A 16,838-nucleotide genomic window follows, 5' to 3' on the forward strand; every position below is an offset into this window, starting at 1 on the left:
TCAGCCGATCTGGCGGACTGCGCTGACCGGCACTTCGCCGATCCCGGGAAGGGTGAGGATGGTGGAACCGGTGGTGGTCGAGACCGACTGGACGGGCGCCCAGACCAGCCCGGTCGCAGGAACCGTGGTGCCGTTGTTCTGCGCGTTGATGCTGACGGTGAACGGCCCGTTGCCGGCGTCGGCACCGGCGGCGTCCTTGCCGTCCCAGTCGTAGCCGATGGTGCCCTTGGCCTGGGGCCCGAGCGCCAGCGTCCGGAGCGCGGCGCCGTTCGCGTCGCTGATCGTGACGTTGACGCCGCTTGCCGCCCCTGCCAGTTCGACCGAGCCCGCGATCCCGCCGCCGGTGCGACCATAGGCGGTGCTGCCCTCGGTCAGGACGGTCTTGCCGACATATCCCATCGCATCGCTGGCGCTGGTCGCGCCGAGCTTGTCGGAGATCGCCTTCATCGTCGTGTTCATCTCGGAGATGCCGGCGAGGCTCGAAAACTGCGCCATCTGTGCGACCATCTGGGTGTTGTCGACCGGGTTGAACGGGTCCTGGTTCTGCATCTGCGCGGTCATCAGCTTCAGGAAGTCGTTCTGGTTGAGCGTCCCCGCGGCGGCCGCCGTGGTGGTCGTCGGCGCCGCAGCGGTCGACGCGCGCGTGATGCCGATGTTGGACAGCGTGGTATCGAAGGAGGATGCCATGATCAGCGGCCTAGCTTGAGGGTATCGATGATGAGCGACTTGGCCGTGTTCATCACTTCGATGTTGTTCTGGTAGCTGCGGGCGGTCTCCATCATGTCGACCATCTCGCGGGTTTCATCGACCGCGGCTTCGAAGATGTTGCCATCCTTGTCGGCCATCGGATTGTCGGGATCGTAGCGCTTGGTAGGCGCGTCGCCCGCGGTGACGACACGCTCGACGTCGACCGTCGACATGCCGCTCAGCCGATCGAAGCTGGTGCGGAACACCGGCTTCATCGTCTTGTATGCGGTCTCCGCCGAGCCGGTCGTGCCGCCGGCATTGGCGAGGTTGGACGCGGTGGTGTTCATCCGGACGAGCTGCGCGGACATCGCGCGGCCGGCGACCTGGAAGATCGTCATGGGCTGGTTGGACATCTTACTCCCCCTTCAGCGCGCGCGTGATCTGGCCGATCCGCCCGTTCAGGAACGACAAGGTCGTCTGATACTGGACGGCGTTCTCGGCGAACGCGGTCTGCTCCTGGCTCAGCTCGACGGTGTTGCCATCCATCGAGGTCTGCGTCGGGATGCGGTATTTGGTTGCCGCACTGGTGCCGCCATCGTTCTCGACCGACGCGAGCGCCGATTGGAAATCGATGTCGCGCGCCTTGAAGCCGGGCGTCGACGCGTTGGCGATGTTCGACGCCAGCACACCCATGCGCTGCGAGCGCACCTCGAGTGCCGCCCCATGAACTCCGAAAAGCGTGTCGCCTGACACAAGCCCGTCTCCTGGCGCACCAATTGCGCAACCGGACATAAGCAATGGGCGTGCCAGTTTTGGTGGCGAGGGTGGCGGATGGCGGTTTGCCGGGGGGCGGCAAGTGTGCGGCAAGGCGAACGGCAAGCGGTTGCCGGTGCGGCAGGGGTGACCGGCAAGGCGGTTGCCGGATAATCGTCGAGGGCGGCAAACCGAACTTCTGGCTCGCACTCCCACTATGTTTCCCCGCGAAGGCGGGGATCCAGCCTGGGCTCCCGCCTTCGCGGGAGAACAAGGAAGCGAGGGCTGCCATCCAATCATTTCCACCACCCCGGCGAAGGCCGGTGCCCAATTGGAGAGGTCGCAGTAACAACGCGCGCGCTCAGTAAGCGATGTCCCCCAATTGGGCCCGGCCTTCGCCGTGGTGGTGGTCGAGATAGCCACGAACACCACCCGGCTTCCCCCTCCCTCGTGAAGGGAGGGGTCGGGGGTGGGTGGGCCGCTTGGCGAACTCCGGAGACAGCAACGAACCCACCCCTCCCTAACCCTCCCTTCACGATGGCGGGGAACGGAAGACCAGGGCCCGGCGTGACGGAGGACTTGAGACTTCGGCAGCGCCCACACAATCCGGCACACCCCTTGCATCACCCCACGCACATGATCACGCTCGCCCAACTCCTCGACCCCGCAGCGCTCGCCATCGTCGGTGGCGGCACGGTGCTGGCGGTCGTCCTCCGCACCCCCTTCCGCGATCTCGGTCGCGCGCTCGTTGCGGTCACGACGCTTGGCCGAGGCCGGTTCGACGCCGGTCCATTGCTCCAACAGATCACCGCACTGTCCCGGATCGCGAAGCGTCACGGGGTGATGGCACTCGATCGCTCGGTGATCAGCGACGCGGACGTCGCTGCCGGGATCGCCGCGATCGTCGATGGCGCCTCGGCCACCGACGTCGCGACGCTCGTCCAGCACCGTCGTCGCGCACGTATAGAACGCCACGTCGCCGCCGCCGACGTCTGGGCCGGCGCCGCCGAAGCCGCCCCCGCGATGGGCATGGTCGGCACGTTGATCGGCCTCGCGCAGATGTTCGCGACGATGAGCGATCCCGGCGCGATCGGTGGCGCGATGGCCGTCGCGTTGCTCGCCACGCTGTACGGCGCGCTGTTCGCAAATTTGCTCTTCATGCCGATCGCCAACCGCCTGCGCGTGCAGGGGCGTAACGAGGCGTTCGAGCGCGCGCGTATCGAAGCGCCGCTCGTGGCCCTTGCGGAACGCGAGACGCCCCGCGGCTATGTAGCGCCCACTCTGGCAACCGTCGCATGAACGCCAGCGAATACCCCGACGCGCCGACCGGCAAACCGCTCTGGCTGATCACGCTCGCCGACCTTGCGCTGTTGCTGGTCGGCTTTCTCGTGCTCATGCAGGCGACCCAACACATCGGCGGAAAAGACCTGGCGAAGGGCATCCGCGAAGGCTTCGGCGCGAACGATGCCGAGCCGGCGCCGATGCCCGTTGCCGCCGCCGGTATCCTCGATTTCGCGCCCGGCTCGGCGATCCTGCCGACCACGCCCGGCGCGCTGGTCGCCTGGGCGCGCGAGGCCGCGCGTGATCCCCGCGTGATGCTCACCGTCACCGGCTCGACCGACGGCACGCCCGCCGATATCGACCGCGTGACCGGCAGCGCCGCGATCCTCGCCGCCGATCGTGCCCGCACCGTCGCCGCCGCGCTCGCCGCGGTTGCACCGTCGCGCGTCGCGATCGTCACCGCCACCAAGCCCGGCCGCCGCGCCGCCATCGTCTCCGTCGCCTTTGTCGGCGAACCCCCAAGGGGTGAAGTTCAAAGGACCGCTCAATGATCATCCCGTTCCTGCTCGTGGCCGCGAGCTTCCAGGATACCGCCGCACTCGATCGTTCGGTCGCCGCGTTCACCGGCCGGCCGACTGGCGCCGAGGGTGGCGCACGCACGCCGATCGACGCACGGTTGCGGCTTGCGACCTGTCCCACGGTGTCGCTGTCATGGCGGTCCGAACAGCATGACGCGGTCGTCGTGTCGTGCGCTGGCCCCGCGTGGCGGATCTTCGTGCAGGTCGTCCGCCCGGCCAACGCGCCCGCCGCGGTCGCAGCCTCGTTCGCGCCAGCCGTGAAGGCAGCCCCCGTCATCAAGCGCGGCGATCCGATCGTGATCGAGGCGGGCACCGAGGGCTTCTCGATCAGTCGCGAGGGCGTCGCGATGGGCGATGCCGCCCCCGGCGGACGCTTCATGGTCAAGGTCGACGACACCCGCACGCCGGTCCAGGCGATCGCCGTTGAAGCCGGCCACGCGACCCTGCCCGGTTGGTCGAACTAAGGTCTGGTCGAACTAAATTTCCGAACAGATTAATTTCGCTAAAGCTTTTCGCCGTGCGGCCGTTCCTCCTGATGTCATCGCAAACCAAAGGATGCGGACATGGTGGACTCGATCGGCGCGAAGCCGTCAGTAGCAGGAGATCGCTCCGTCGCGCGCGTCGCCGCCGCGACGCCGACGACGCCCGTTCAGACGACAGTGGTTCAGACACCGGTACAGGCCAAAGCACAGGCTTCGGTCATCCCGGAGTCGATCGCGCTCACCAAGTCGATGGCGTCGTCGCCGCCGATCAATGCGACGCGTGTCGCCGAGATCAAGAAGGCGATCGCCGCCGGCAATTTCCCCATCCTTCCCGCGACCATCGCCGATCGGCTGATGGCGCTCAGCCTCGCCTGGAATTCCAATGAAACGGCGTGATGCCCTGATCCGCGTGATCGACGCGCTGCACGCCGAGATCGCCGCGCTGAAGTCGAACGACGTCGCCAGCCTGGAGCGCGCGACCGCGGACAAGCTCGCCGGCATCGAACAGGTCGCGCTGCTCGGCACGGGCCCGGCGGGCACCGAGATCCGCGAGTTGGCCGACGAGGCGAACCGGCTCAACGAGACCTGCCGGATTTATACGAACTTGATGGCGGCAAATGTCCGCCGCCGCCTGCAAACCCTGACCGGCGACGGCGCCGTTGCCGGCTATCGGCCGGGCCTGAGGGCCGCGTACGCTTAAAGTAGCGCGAACAATACCTCCCTAACTTCGTCATCCCCTCTAACTTCGTCATCCCCGCGCAGGCGGGGATCCATATCCTCCAGCGCATGCGATTCTATCCCACGGCCCGCCAGTATGGGTTCCCGCCTCCGCGGGAATGACGAACGCTGGCGGCTGAATACCAAACTGGCACGCCCCTTGCTGAGCACCTCCTGAACCAGGGGCACCGCACACGGCATGACCGTCAATCCTATCACTACCGGCCGGATACAGTCCGCGATCGCGCTTGCGAGCAGCAAGACGGGCGTCGATTTCGACTATCTGCTGGGCCAGGCGAAGCTCGAAAGCGGGCTCAACGCCAACGCCAGGGCGGGTACGTCGAGCGCATCGGGCCTCTACCAATTCATCGAACAGAGCTGGCTATCGGTCGTCAAGAAGCATGGCGCCGAGCACGGCCTCGGCTGGGCGGCGAACAGCATCGGTCAGTCCTCCAGTGGTCGCCTCTCCGTCGGCGATGCCGGCACCAAGGCTGCGATCCTCGCGCTCCGCAACGATCCGAACGCGGCCTCGCTGATGGCCGCGGAATATGCCTCGGACAACAAGGCGTCGCTCGAAGGCACGCTCAACCGCCCCGCGTCGGGCACCGATCTCTACATGGCGCATTTCATGGGACTCGGCGGCGCGACCAAGTTCCTCAAGACGATGCAGGCCAACCCGCAGGCGAGCGGCGCGGCGCTGTTCCCCGCCGCCGCGCGCGCGAACCACAACGTCTTCTACAATTCGAACAACCAGCCGCGCACGCTGTCGGCGATCTACGACCGTTTCGCCGACAAGCTCGGTGGCGCCGCCGCCGGTGCGACCTCGACCGCGACGCCCACCAACTACGCCGCGCAGGCGCTCGACATGGACGGCAGCACGGTCATCACCGGCAACAACGAGAGCGCTGACGACGCGCTGGCCTGGGCGACTACGGCCATGAACAAGTTCACCGGTCGGACGACGCAGGCCGCAGCCAGCATCCTGCGCCCAACGCCCGACACCGCCCGCCTCGCCTATATGATGCTCGCACGGTTGGGCGGCTAAGCCATGAACCGCATCCTCTCCAACGCCCGTGCGTCCGTCCTGCCGCTCGCGATCCTGCTGCTCGTGCTCGTCATGGTCGTGCCGATCCCGGCGTTCATGCTCGACATCTTCTTCGTGGCGAACATCGCGATCAGCCTCGCCGTGCTGATGGTTGCCCTCAACGCCCAGAAACCACTCGATTTCTCCGCCTTCCCGACGGTCCTCCTGTTCGCCACCCTCTTCCGCCTCGGCCTAAACGTCGCCTCGACCCGCATCGTGCTGGTCCACGGCCACGAGGGCGAAAGCGCGGCGGGCCACGTCATCGAGGCGTTCGGCACGTTCCTGATCGGCGGCGATTACGTCGTCGGCATCTTCGTCTTCGCGATCCTGATGATCATCAACATGATCGTCGTCACCAAGGGCGCCGGCCGCGTGTCCGAAGTCAGTGCGCGCTTCACGCTCGACGCACTCCCCGGCAAGCAGATGGCGATCGACGCCGATCTCAACGCCGGCCTCATCACCCCCGACGAAGCCAAGGCACGCCGCGTCGAGGTCTCGACCGAGGCCGATTTTTACGGCTCGATGGATGGTTCGTCGAAGTTCGTGAAGGGCGATGCGGTCGCCGCCATGCTGATCCTCGCCGCCAACATCATCGGCGGCCTGATCCTCGGCCCCGTCAGCCACGGCATGACGATCGCCGACGCCGCACACAATTACATCCTGCTCGCGATCGGCGACGCGCTGGTCGCACAGCTGCCGAGCCTGATGCTGTCGATCGCCGCCGCCTCGATCGTCACGCGCGTCACCTCCGACAAGGATCTCGCCGGCCAGATCGGCGGCCAGTTCGGCAGCCCCCGCACCTGGACTCCGGTCGCGGTCATCCTCGCGCTGCTCGGCATCCTGCCCGGCATGCCGCACATGGTGATCCTGCCGGCAGCCGCCATCGCCGGGTTCGCCGCGTGGAAACTCCGCCAGATCGAGCGCCGCCCCGCCCCCGTCGTGGTCGTCCCCGTCGAGACGATCGACCAGTCGAAGATCGGCTGGGAGGAAGTTACCGACGGCATGCAGGTCAATCTCGACATCGGCTACGGCCTCGTCCCGCTGGCCGACGAGCGCCGCGGCTCGCCGCTGATGGGCCGCATTACTGGCGTCCGCCGCCAATTGTCGAAGGAACTCGGCTTCGTCGTGCCGCAGGTCCGCGTCCGCGACGACATCAACCTCGCGCCCTATGTCTACCGCATCATCGTCAACGGCGTCGTCGTCGGCGAAGACACTGTGTCGCCCGACGAGATGCTCGCGCTCGACACAGGGCAGGCGTTCGGCGACCTGTTCGGCAAGAAGGTCAAGGATCCGACCTTCGGCCTCGACGCGACCTGGGTCGACGCCAGCGACGCCGATGCCGCGACCGGTGCGGGCTATCTCGTGGTCGATCCCGGCACCGTGATGGCGACGCACCTCAACCACATGCTCGGCCAGAATGCATCCGAACTGCTCGGCCAGGACGAAGTGCAGGCGCTGCTCGACGGCCTCAAGGAGCGCGCCGCGCAACTCGTCGCCGCACTCACCCCTTTACCGATCACGACGCTGACGCAAGTCCTCAAGGGCCTGCTCGCGGAGAACGTGCCGCTCAAGGAATTCCGTCGCATCGCCGGCGCAATCGCGGTCGCCGCGCAGCGCACGCAGGACGCCGAGGAGATCATCGAGACGATCCGTCCCGAACTCGGCGCGCTGATCATCCAGAAACTGTGCGGCGTGCGCGAACCGTTGCGCGTCATGACGTTGGAGGGTCAATTGGAAGGTCTGCTCGGCCAGGCGATGCGCGCCGATCAATCGCGCCGCCACGTCATCGAACCCGATCTCGGCCGTCGCATCGTCGAGGCGCTGCAACGCGCCGCCGAACCGCTGATCGCCGAAGCGAAACCGTTCGCGCTCGTCGTCCAGCCGACCATTCGCATCGCCATCCGCAAGCTGGTGAAGACGTGCCTGCCCGACACGCCGGTAATGTCGTTCTTCGAGGTGCCGGAGGAAAAGGCCGTCGAAGTCGTCGCCGTCATCGGTGCTTCGCAACAGGCGCTGGCGGCATGAACGCGCTCCCCATGCGCGGCGCGTTCGCGGATGCGCAGCCGCTGACCTACCGCCCGCACCAACGCCCCGGCGGCGACGCGGACCAATTGGTGAAGCAGCACCTCCCCCTCGTCCGCCGGATCGCATGGCACGTCCACGGCAGCATGAGCAGCAGCGTCGAGGTCGAGGACCTAATCCAGGTCGGCCTCGTCGCGCTGGTCGAGGCCGCCGCGAATTTCGACGAGCGCGGGATGCCGTTCAAGACCTACCTCATCACCCGCCTGCGCGGCAGCATGATCGACGAACTCCGCCGCCAGGCGACGTCGACGCGCGGCGCGATGCGCCGCCGCCGCCAGTATTCCGAGGCGATCAGCACGCTAACCGCCCGCACGGGCAAGGCTCCAGGAGAAGACATGATCGCGCAGCACATCGGCGTCACGATCGAAAAACTCCGCACCGACTACGTCACCGCCGACGCGATCCGCTTCGACTCGATCGACGAGATGTACGCCGACGACCTCCCCTGGTTCGCCGACGACACCCCGGACGCCTTCGAACAACTCGCCGACAGCGACATGCGCGAAGCCCTGATCGCCGCGATCACCGCTTTGCCAGAACGCGAAGCGCAAGTGATCCAGCTATACTACGTCGAGGAACTCAACCTCGAAGAGATCGGCGAAGTGTTCGGCGTCGGCTCAGCCCGCGTGTGCCAGATAAAAGCGTCCGCGCATGCCAAGTTGAAGAAAGCTCTGGCACGGCAAATCTGACCGCCGGCAGATCTACCGGCGAGGTATTAGCTCCGTTACGGAGTCACCTCCTGTATACTAGCACCTGTCCAGGCAACATCATGGCCGCCGAACCATTCGGGGGCATCTATGTCGTTCACGATCTATGCTTTGCCATGCGCCGCGATACTGGCCGTCACGCCGATCGTGGCGATTGCGCAAACCGGCAATGCCGATCCAGCCGCGTACGTCCCCGCATCGCCGCGTGGCGATCCTGCCGGGGCGAAGCCCGCGGGGGAACAGCCGGCGAACGGCGCGGTAGATGCCGCCAAAGACAAAGCCACCGGCGAGACCAAAGACTTTGCCGGCCTGAAGTTCGGTGTCGGGATCTCGTTTACGCTCGCCAGCGGTGATCGCGACCGAGTGAGCGACGCGTCGCTCGTCAACGGGGTCGTCCGCGTCAACGACGAGAATAATGGCCGCGCACGGATCATGCTCGAATCGCATTACTTCTTCACGCCGGATTACCCGTCGAAGCAGGAAACCTGGGGCATCGGCCCATTCATTGCACTGCAGCCAGGGACAGAGGACATCATCGAATCGATCGGGATCGGAGTCATGATGGGCTTCCGTCGTGGCAGCGGCGACGAGAGTTTCAACATCGGCATCGGCGCGGTGGTGGATCCGAACACCCGCGTTCTTGGCGACGGCATCGTAGCGGACGGCCCCCTGCCTCCAGGCGAAATCAGCGTGCGTTACAAGGAAGAAATGCAGACCGGCTTTCTGATCCTGTCGTCGTTCTCGTTCTAGCCGTCATCAACCCGGCCGAGGTTCGTCTCGGCCAGCAGCTCCGGACACGCAAAAACCCCGGTAGCTTTCGCCACCGAGGTTTTCTCCGCCCCCCGCTTCTGGGAAGCAAGGCGGGTCCGATCGGCACCGGCACCCTTGGGGGGGCGGTGCCGGTGCCGGTCCGGATTACTGAAGCAGCTTCAAAACGCTCTGCTGGCTCTGGTTCGCCTGGCTGAGCATCGCGGTCGATGCCTGGCTCAGGATCTGTGCCTTGGCGAGCGCGGTCGTTTCTGCCGAGAAATCGGTGTCCTCGATGCGGCTCTTGGCGTCCGACAGGTTGGTCGAGTTCGACGTCAGGTTGTTGACCGCCGACTGGAGCTGGTTCTGCGCTGCACCCAGACCGGCGCGCGCCGTATTGATCGTCTCGAGCGCCGTATCGACCGTGGTGATCGATGCGTTGGTAGCGCCGGCAGCCGAAAGATCGAGAGCCGTCGCAGCGATGATCGTCGCATCGGTGGCCAGCGCGGGAAGAGTGAGGGTAACCGTATCTTCGATGTTGGCCCCAGCCTGGATCGTAACGACACCGTTGGTACCGGCAGCCGCCGCGTCGCCCGTAAACAGCTTGTTGCCGTTGAACTTCGTGTTGGCGAGCGTGCTGGTGATCTGTGCCGTAAGTGCGGTCACTTCCGCCTGGATATTGACCTTGTCTTCGGCGCTATACGTGCCGCTGGTCGACTGGACCGCGAGTTCGCGAACCCGCTGCAGGTTGTTGGTAACCTCGTCGAGCGCGCCTTCCGCAGTCTGCGCCATCGAGATGCCGTCGTTGGCGTTGCGGATGCCCTGGTTCATGCCCTTGATCTGCGACGACATCGACGTCGTGATGGCCATGCCGGCCGCGTTGTCCTTGGCCGAGTTGATGCTCTTGCCGGTCGACAGGCGCTCCATCGAGGTGGACAGCGCGCTGCTCGCTGCGTTCGAAGCGTTCGCGGCGCGCATGGCCGAGATGTTGGTACCGATGACAGTCATGTCGAAATCTCCGTGAATGTTCAGACGATCCGCGCCGCCCCCATGGCGAAGTCCCGTGCCGTCAGAGTGAGTAACGACCGCCTTCCGCGGAGATTTAGGGAAAAAATTCGGGGTCGCGCGCAGGCTGGTGCGTCTGGGCGAGCGCTTCCGCGCGCGCTAACGCGCCCGGTATATGTCCGCGTGTGTCCGCGTGGACGCGCCCGGAAATAATCTGCCGGTGCCGGCAGCGCTTAACCACGAATTTACCAATGATGGCGCATTCCCCGATTCGTTCAGGGGGGCCTTTCATGCGTTCGATTTTTCCATCAGCGGCAGTCACTTCGCGTAAATTTGCGCTCGTCTCGTCGCTGCGCGCGCAGGGGTTCGGGGTGGGCTCGTTCGAGACCGCCCAGCCCGGACCGAACGACCTGTTTCTGGTCGCGGATGGCGAGGGTATCGCCGCTCCCGCCCGTACCGTGGTGATCGGTTGCCAAGGTCGCGAAGTGACCCCGTCGCGTGGCGGTTCACCGGCGCGGATCAGCTTTGCCGCAGAGGATACCGCGGTCGGCAACGGCTTCGCGCGTGCGCTGATCGGCGGGCCCGATATGCCGACCGCTGCAGACCCCGAGTCGCTTGCGCTGCTCGCCCTCGCCGAGCGCGTTGCCGCTGCCGACATCACCGTGCTGATCAACGGCCCCACCGGTACCGGCAAGGAAGTGCTCGCCCGCGCGATCCACAACGGCTCGGCGCGCAAGGACAAGCCGTTCATCGCGATCAACTGCGCCGCGCTCCCGGAATCGATGCTCGAGGCGCTGCTGTTCGGCCACGAGAAGGGTGCGTTCACCGGTGCATCCAGCGGCGGCGACGGGTTCTTCCGCGCCGCGAACGGCGGCACGATCTTGCTGGACGAGATCGCCGAAATGCCGCTGCAATTGCAGGCCAAATTGCTCCGTGTGTTGCAGGAGCGCGAGGTCGTGCCGCTCGGCGCGTCGGTGCCGCAGCCGATCGACGTCCGCGTGATCGCGTGTGCCAACCGCGACCTTCACGCCGAAGTCGCCGCGGGCCGCTTCCGCGCCGATCTCTATTACCGCCTCGCCGTGTTCCCGCTCGCGACCAAGTCACTGGCCGAGCGCGCGCAGGATATCCCCGCACTCGCCGCGACGCTGATCCTGCGTCATGCCGGTAATCGCAACGTCATCCCTTGGCCGAGCCATGCCGCGATCGAACAGCTGATGTTGCACGACTGGCCGGGCAACGTCCGCGAGCTGGAGAACGTGATCCAGCGCGCGCTGTTGTTCTGCGGCGGCGACACGATCGAGGCTAGCCACATCGTGTTCGACCGTCCCGTGTCGATGACGTTCCAGCGCAGTGCACCGGTCACGCAGATCGCGGCCGCAACGCCAAGCGAACCCGAAACTCTAGGCAACATCGTCCAGATGAGCGAGTTCGCCGCTATCCGCGAGACGCTGAAGGCGTGCAACGGCAGCCGGATCGAAACCGCCAAGCGCCTTGGCATTTCCGAGCGCACGCTCCGCTACCGCCTCGCCAAGGCACGCGAGCAGGGTGACGACATCGGCAGCGCGCTGAATTGGGCAGCATCGGCGTGAGCGGTATCAGTGGGATAGGCGCAAATGCAGGTGGGGGCGCGATGAGCGTCGATCGCGTCATGGCGCTGCGCTCGCAGATCCTCGAACGCAACCAGGCGCTCTCGCGCGCTGGAGCGACCGGGAACGTCGCGCCGACCGAGACGGTCAAGCCGACCAGCTTTGCCGACACGATGGAAACCGCGCTGAAGAGCGTGAACGACGGCCAGACCCAGGCCGCCAAGCTCAGCGAAAGCTATGAGCGCGGCGAGACGGTGGACATCGCGAAAGTGATGCTCGCGCGCCAGCAGGCGTCGGTCGGGTTCGAGGCGACGTTGCAGGTCCGCAACAAGCTGCTGTCCGCGTACAAGGATATCATGAGCATGCCGGTCTGACATGAGCACCGCACTCATCCCTTCGCCGGGCGGCACCGAACGGTTCGCCAATCCCCTCCAGCAGATCAAGGCCGCGTTCGCGCAGCCCGCGGTCCGCCGCTCGTTGCCGATGGCGCTAATGGTCGGCCTGATCGCCGCCGCCGCGCTCGCGTGGATGAGCCTGTCGACGCCGACGCAGAAGACGCTGTTCAGCGGCCTGCCCGATTCCGACAAGGCCGCGGTCACGTCCGCGCTGACGACCGCGAACATCAAGAGCCATATCGACGAGGGCACCGGCGCGCTGACCGTCGGCGAGGACGATTACAGCCGCGCCAAGATGCTGCTCGCGGGTCAGGGCCTGCCGAAAGCGGCGCCCGGCGGTTACGCGATCCTCGATCAGTTGCCGATGGGCGTTTCGCGCGCGGTCGAAGGCGAACGCCTCCGCCAGGCACGCGAATCCGAGATGGCCAAGTCGATCGAGGAGATCGACGCGGTCGCCGAGGCGCGCGTGCATCTCGCAATGCCCGAAGCGTCGGTGTTCGTTCGCGACAACGCCGCGCCTTCGGCCTCGGTGATCCTGAAATTGCAGGGCGGCCGCTCGCTGAGCGATGCGCAGGTCAGCTCGATCATCAACCTCGTCGCGTCGTCGGTGCCGGGCATGAAGCCCGAAGCCGTGACGATCGTCGATCAGATGGGCGCTTTGCTCACCAAGGCCGGCGGCAACGACGGCGCAGGCGCCGCGAGCGACGCGCGGATCGACATCCAGCGCCGCGTCGAGGACAAGTACCGCACGCAGCTGATCGCGCTGCTTACGCCATTGGTCGGCGCAGGCAATTTCACCGCGGAAGTCCAGGCCGACGTCAATCTCGACGAGAGCCAGGCGACGCGCGAAAGCTATGAGAAGCAGGGCGTATTGCGCGCCGAGACGGGCAACTGGACCGGCAACCAGAAGGACGGCGCGGGTGCTGCTCCAGGCGGTATTCCGGGCGCGCTGAGCAATACGCCGCCAGCCGCGAGCACGCTGTCGACGCCACAGCCCGCGACCGGCAATCCGGGCACCGCCGCGCAGCCGGTCGCTGGCGGCGCTGCCCCCGACGCGATGAAGCAGTCGGACCAGTATCAGCGCGCGTACGACCTCGGCCGCGAAGTGTCGGTCACGCGCGCCACGCCGGGCGGGGTCAAGCGTCTCTCGGTTGCCGTCCTCCTGCGCGATCCCGAAAAGGGCCGCCGCACTGCGATGGAGATCAACCAGATCAGCGATCTCGTGAAGAGCGCGGTCGGCTTCGACCAGGCCCGCAACGACAACGTCACGGTCATCAGCCGCAAGTTCGCCGGCGCCGATGCGGCCGCGTCGAGCGGTCCGGCCTGGTACGACAATGCGTGGCTGCCGGTGCTCGCGCGCAACGGCACCGCGATCCTGATCGCGCTGCTGGTGCTGCTGCTCGGCGTCCGCCCGATCGCCAAGGCGCTGATGAAGAAGCGCGACGACGCCACGACGCGTCCCGCTTTCGGTCAGCCGATCGGCGAGGCGGGTGGCGAAGGCGCGCCGGCCGGAATCGGCGTCGCCGCCCCCGTCAGCCTCGACCAGCTCGAGAACACGCGCGGCTATGACGACCGGATCGGTGCGGTCCGCGGCTTCACGCGCGACAATCCAACGCGCGCTGCTTTGGCCGTACGCGACATGATCAAGGCGGACGCGAAGTGAGCGACGTCGCTATTCGCACCTATACCGGCGTCGAGCGCGCCGCGGTGCTGATGATGCTCGTCGGCGAGGAGGAGGCTGCGGCCATCCTCCAGAAGCTGGAGCCGGAAGAAGTGCGGCAACTCGGTGCGGCGATGTTCAAGGTCGCCGACGTGTCGGAGCAGGAAGTCGAGGACGTGCTCGACGATTTCGTCGACCGCGCGCGTGAGCGGACCGCGATCGGTTTCGATCCGCGGCCTAAGATCGAGGCGGTGATGAACCGCGCGCTCGGACGGGAAAAGGCCGAGAGCGTGCTCGCGCGGATCACGCCGGCGGAGGCTGCGTGCGAACTCGAACTGCTCGACTGGCTCGACGCGCCCGAGATCGCGGCGATGATCGAGAAGGAACATCCGCAGATCGCCGCGGTCCTGATCGCCAATCTCGATGCATCGGTCGGCGGCCAGGTACTCGAACTGCTGCCCGACGCGGTGCAGCCCGACATCCTCCACCGCATCGCGCGGCTTGGGCCGATCACGCCCGAGGCGGTCGACACGCTGCGCACGCTGCTCGCCAACCGCACCAGCACGGGTTCGACCGGCGCCGGTGTGACTTTGGGCGGCACGCGCGAGGCGGCGAAGATTCTCTCCGGCGCGCGGAAAGCGACCGAACAGCGGGTCATGCCCAAGCTGTTCAAGATCGACCGCGACGTGGCGAAAGCGATCGAGGAGGCGATGTTCGTCTTCGATAATCTGCTGGAACTCGACGACAAGAATCTGGGTACGCTGATCCGTAACGTCGACAGCGAGATCCTGACCAAGTCCTTGAAGGGCGTCGACGAGACGATCCGCAACCGTTTCCTCGGCTGCATGTCGGCACGCGCCGCCGACGGCATCCGCGACGAGATGGAGGCACGCGGGCCAATGAAGCTCGCCGAAGTGCTCGAAGCGCAGAAGGCGATGATCGCGATCGCGCGCGGCCTGGCCAAGGACGGCACGATCCAGATGGGCGGGGGGGAAGACGATTATGTCTAACGGCTTCACCGCGGGTTTCGCCTCGCGCCACACGACGACGGCGCACATCCTGGCGAGCGCGTTCGCACCACCCTCCGGGTTTGCCGCAGCGGATATCCGCGAGCGTGCGGCACCGCGTCCGACGAGCAATTTCTCGTCGCCGAGCTTCACCTCGCAACCCATTACGGAGCCGAGTGCGCCCAAGCACTTCAGCCCGGCGGACAAGGACGTGAACCCGACCGCCGGCTGGGATCCGCTCGATCCGGTCAGCGAATCGTCGTTCATCGATCCGCTCGCCGACGCGCATGCCGCCGGTTACGCCGAGGGCCTCGCCGCTGCGGCCGCCGCTTCAAAGGAGAGCGCATCACGGGACGGCGCGCTGCTTGGCGACCTCGCCACCGCGCTCGGCAACGACCGGATCGACCGCGAGCGCGTCGCAGCGCAACTCCGCCAGACCGTCCTCTTCCTCGTCTCGAAACTGGTCGGCGAAGTCGGCATCGCGCCCGACGTCCTTGCCGGTCGGATCGAGACCGCCGCCGAACTCCTGTCCGACTCCGCCGAATCCGCGCTGCTCCGCGTCCACCCGGACGACGTCGCGCTGCTCGAAGGCCGGTTGCCCAAATCGATCTTCGCCGCCGGTGATCCCAGCGTGGCGCGCGGCAGCTTCGTGCTCGAAAGCGCCTCGACGATCGTCGAGGACGGCCCCGAACTCTGGCTCGACCAACTCGCGCAGGCGATCGACCAGGTGCCGGTGCCCAAATGCTGAACCGCTTTACCGCCGACTATCTCGAAACCCTCTCCAACGCAGATTTCGTCGCCAAGCCGAAGGTCTCCGGCCGCCTCGCCTCGTTCGACGGGCTCCTCATGGAAGCGGTCGGCCTCACGCTACCGGTCGGCACCGTCTGCCAGGTCGGCGAAGGCGCGGCGAGCGTCGAGGCGGAAGTCATCGGCTTCCGCAACGGCCGCACGTTGATGATGAACCTCGGTGGCCCCGCCGCCCTCCTCCCCCGCGCGCCGGTGAAGCCGATCGGCCCTCCCGGTGAGGCCGAAGTCGGTGCCGCGCTGCTCGGTCGCGTCGTCGACGGCGCCGGCAAGCCGATCGACGGCCTCGGCCCGATCCGTGGCGCAGGACGCTGGCCGCTGGCCGGCAAGCTCCAGTCGCCGCTCGACCGTGGCCGCGTGCTCGAACCGCTCGACGTCGGCGTCCGCGCGATCAACGGCCTGCTGACGATCGGCCAGGGTCAGCGCGTCGGCATCATGGCAGGCTCGGGCGTCGGCAAATCGGTGCTGCTCGGCATGATCGTCCGCGCGGCGCAGGCCGACGTGATCGTCATCGGCCTGATCGGCGAGCGTTCGCGCGAAGTCGCCGACTTCCTCGAAACCAAGGTCGCCGGCGAAGCGCGCAAACGCTCGGTCGTCGTCGCGGTACCCGCCAATCACTCGCCCGTTCTCCGCATCCGCGGGGCCTTGCGCGCGCACGCGATCGCCGAATCCTTCCGCGACGAGGGCAAGAAGGTCCTGCTGATCATGGATTCGCTGACCCGCGTCGCGCATGCCGGTCGGGAGATCGGCCTCGCGCTCGGCGAACCCGCATCCGCACGCGGCTATCCGCCTAGCGCCATCGCGATGCTACCGAACCTGATCGAACGCGCAGGCGTCGACGTCCACACCGGCGGCTCGATCACCGCGATCTACACGGTGCTCGCGGACGGCGACGACGGCAATGATCCGGTGGTCGATTCGGCGCGCTCGATCCTCGACGGCCACATCGTCCTCAACCGCCAGCTCGCCGAACGCGGCGTCTATCCTGCGATCGACATCGGCCCGTCGGTAAGCCGGGTGATGACCGACATCGTCGACGCACCCCACGCCAAGGCCGCACGCACGCTTCGCCGTCACCTCGCCACCTATGAGGAAAATCGCGATCTCGTGCTGATGGGCGCCTACCGCCACGGTGCCGATCCTGCGATCGACGCGGCGATCGCCTGCCACCCTGCGGTCATGGAATATATCCGCCAGGACGCCGACGAGAACGTCTCGCTCGCCGACGCCGTCACCGAATTGACCGGCGTGTTCGGCGGCTGA

Annotated in this window: 19 protein-coding genes; 15 read left to right on the top strand and 4 right to left on the bottom strand. The window is 66.6% G+C overall.

Going from position 1 to position 16,838, the window contains the following annotated elements:
• From AC1MLZ_RS10990 to AC1MLZ_RS11000, 3 genes are read right to left on the bottom strand one after another with little or no spacing between them, the layout of a single operon-like run.
• Positions 1-687: a flagellar hook assembly protein FlgD gene (locus AC1MLZ_RS10990; protein WP_480958490.1), complete on the bottom strand. Its 687-nt coding sequence runs from the start codon at positions 685-687 to the stop codon at positions 1-3.
• Between the two features lie 2 nt (positions 688-689).
• Entirely contained in the window at positions 690-1,100 is a 411-nt protein-coding gene (flgC, locus tag AC1MLZ_RS10995) for a flagellar basal body rod protein FlgC (protein WP_480958491.1), read from the bottom strand.
• A 1-nt stretch (position 1,101) separates the two neighbouring features.
• Positions 1,102-1,380, bottom strand: a complete 279-nt coding sequence (locus AC1MLZ_RS11000) for a flagellar basal body rod protein FlgB (RefSeq protein WP_480961527.1) — start codon at positions 1,378-1,380, stop codon at positions 1,102-1,104.
• A gap of 696 nt (positions 1,381-2,076) precedes the next feature.
• Here AC1MLZ_RS11000 and AC1MLZ_RS11005 point away from each other — a divergent pair.
• From AC1MLZ_RS11005 to AC1MLZ_RS11045, 9 genes are all read left to right on the top strand, one after another.
• The gene (locus tag AC1MLZ_RS11005) at positions 2,077-2,739 is read left to right on the top strand and encodes a motility protein A (RefSeq protein WP_480958492.1); all 663 of its coding nucleotides are present in this window, start codon (positions 2,077-2,079) and stop codon (positions 2,737-2,739) included.
• Positions 2,736-3,272 carry a hypothetical protein gene (locus tag AC1MLZ_RS11010; protein WP_480958493.1) on the top strand — a complete coding sequence of 179 codons (537 nt, stop codon included), beginning with the start codon at positions 2,736-2,738 and terminating at the stop codon, positions 3,270-3,272. Before AC1MLZ_RS11005 ends, AC1MLZ_RS11010 begins: the two co-directional genes overlap by 4 nt.
• The gene (locus AC1MLZ_RS11015; RefSeq protein ID WP_480958494.1) at positions 3,269-3,763 is read left to right on the top strand and encodes a flagella basal body P-ring formation protein FlgA; all 495 of its coding nucleotides are present in this window, start codon (positions 3,269-3,271) and stop codon (positions 3,761-3,763) included. The genes AC1MLZ_RS11010 and AC1MLZ_RS11015 overlap by 4 nt, the downstream gene beginning before the upstream one ends.
• 99 nt (positions 3,764-3,862) lie before the next feature.
• Positions 3,863-4,177, top strand: a complete 315-nt coding sequence (gene flgM, locus AC1MLZ_RS11020) for a flagellar biosynthesis anti-sigma factor FlgM (RefSeq protein WP_480958495.1) — start codon at positions 3,863-3,865, stop codon at positions 4,175-4,177.
• On the top strand, positions 4,164-4,481 hold the full coding sequence (locus AC1MLZ_RS11025; RefSeq protein ID WP_055881695.1) for a hypothetical protein: 318 nt from the start codon (positions 4,164-4,166) through the stop codon (positions 4,479-4,481). Before flgM ends, AC1MLZ_RS11025 begins: the two co-directional genes overlap by 14 nt.
• A gap of 216 nt (positions 4,482-4,697) precedes the next feature.
• The gene (locus AC1MLZ_RS11030; protein WP_480958496.1) at positions 4,698-5,543 is read left to right on the top strand and encodes a lytic transglycosylase domain-containing protein; all 846 of its coding nucleotides are present in this window, start codon (positions 4,698-4,700) and stop codon (positions 5,541-5,543) included.
• A gap of 3 nt (positions 5,544-5,546) precedes the next feature.
• Positions 5,547-7,607: a flagellar biosynthesis protein FlhA gene (flhA, locus tag AC1MLZ_RS11035; RefSeq protein ID WP_480958497.1), complete on the top strand. Its 2,061-nt coding sequence runs from the start codon at positions 5,547-5,549 to the stop codon at positions 7,605-7,607.
• Positions 7,604-8,353 carry a FliA/WhiG family RNA polymerase sigma factor gene (locus tag AC1MLZ_RS11040; RefSeq protein ID WP_480958498.1) on the top strand — a complete coding sequence of 250 codons (750 nt, stop codon included), beginning with the start codon at positions 7,604-7,606 and terminating at the stop codon, positions 8,351-8,353. The genes flhA and AC1MLZ_RS11040 overlap by 4 nt, the downstream gene beginning before the upstream one ends.
• A 108-nt stretch (positions 8,354-8,461) precedes the next feature.
• Positions 8,462-9,121, top strand: coding sequence for a hypothetical protein (locus AC1MLZ_RS11045; RefSeq protein WP_480958499.1), 660 nt, complete (start codon positions 8,462-8,464; stop codon positions 9,119-9,121).
• A gap of 165 nt (positions 9,122-9,286) precedes the next feature.
• Here the strand turns inward: AC1MLZ_RS11045 and AC1MLZ_RS11050 are convergent, their stop codons facing one another.
• Positions 9,287-10,126, bottom strand: coding sequence for a flagellin N-terminal helical domain-containing protein (locus tag AC1MLZ_RS11050; RefSeq protein ID WP_480958500.1), 840 nt, complete (start codon positions 10,124-10,126; stop codon positions 9,287-9,289).
• Positions 10,127-10,413: 287 nt separating this feature from the next.
• Here AC1MLZ_RS11050 and AC1MLZ_RS11055 point away from each other — a divergent pair, with 287 nt between their 5' ends.
• The 6 genes from AC1MLZ_RS11055 to AC1MLZ_RS11080 are packed head-to-tail and all read left to right on the top strand — an operon-like array spanning position 10,414 to position 16,838.
• Entirely contained in the window at positions 10,414-11,712 is a 1,299-nt protein-coding gene (locus tag AC1MLZ_RS11055) for a sigma-54 interaction domain-containing protein (RefSeq protein ID WP_480958501.1), read from the top strand.
• 41 nt (positions 11,713-11,753) lie between these two features.
• Positions 11,754-12,083, top strand: a complete 330-nt coding sequence (gene fliE, locus AC1MLZ_RS11060) for a flagellar hook-basal body complex protein FliE (protein ID WP_480958502.1) — start codon at positions 11,754-11,756, stop codon at positions 12,081-12,083.
• 1 nt (position 12,084) lies between these two features.
• Positions 12,085-13,767 (top strand): flagellar basal-body MS-ring/collar protein FliF, encoded by a 1,683-nt coding sequence (fliF, locus tag AC1MLZ_RS11065; protein ID WP_480958503.1) that lies wholly within the window; start codon positions 12,085-12,087, stop codon positions 13,765-13,767.
• 50 nt (positions 13,768-13,817) lie between these two features.
• Positions 13,818-14,774 (top strand): flagellar motor switch protein FliG, encoded by a 957-nt coding sequence (gene fliG, locus AC1MLZ_RS11070; RefSeq protein ID WP_197978346.1) that lies wholly within the window; start codon positions 13,818-13,820, stop codon positions 14,772-14,774.
• A complete protein-coding gene (locus tag AC1MLZ_RS11075) occupies positions 14,767-15,519 on the top strand; it encodes a FliH/SctL family protein (RefSeq protein ID WP_480958504.1) in 753 nt (250 codons plus the stop codon). The genes fliG and AC1MLZ_RS11075 overlap by 8 nt, the downstream gene beginning before the upstream one ends.
• Complete coding sequence (locus AC1MLZ_RS11080; protein WP_480958505.1) at positions 15,513-16,838, top strand: FliI/YscN family ATPase; 1,326 nt, start codon at positions 15,513-15,515, stop codon at positions 16,836-16,838. The genes AC1MLZ_RS11075 and AC1MLZ_RS11080 overlap by 7 nt, the downstream gene beginning before the upstream one ends.

This window comes from Sphingomonas sp. PEI4, assembly GCF_056679955.1.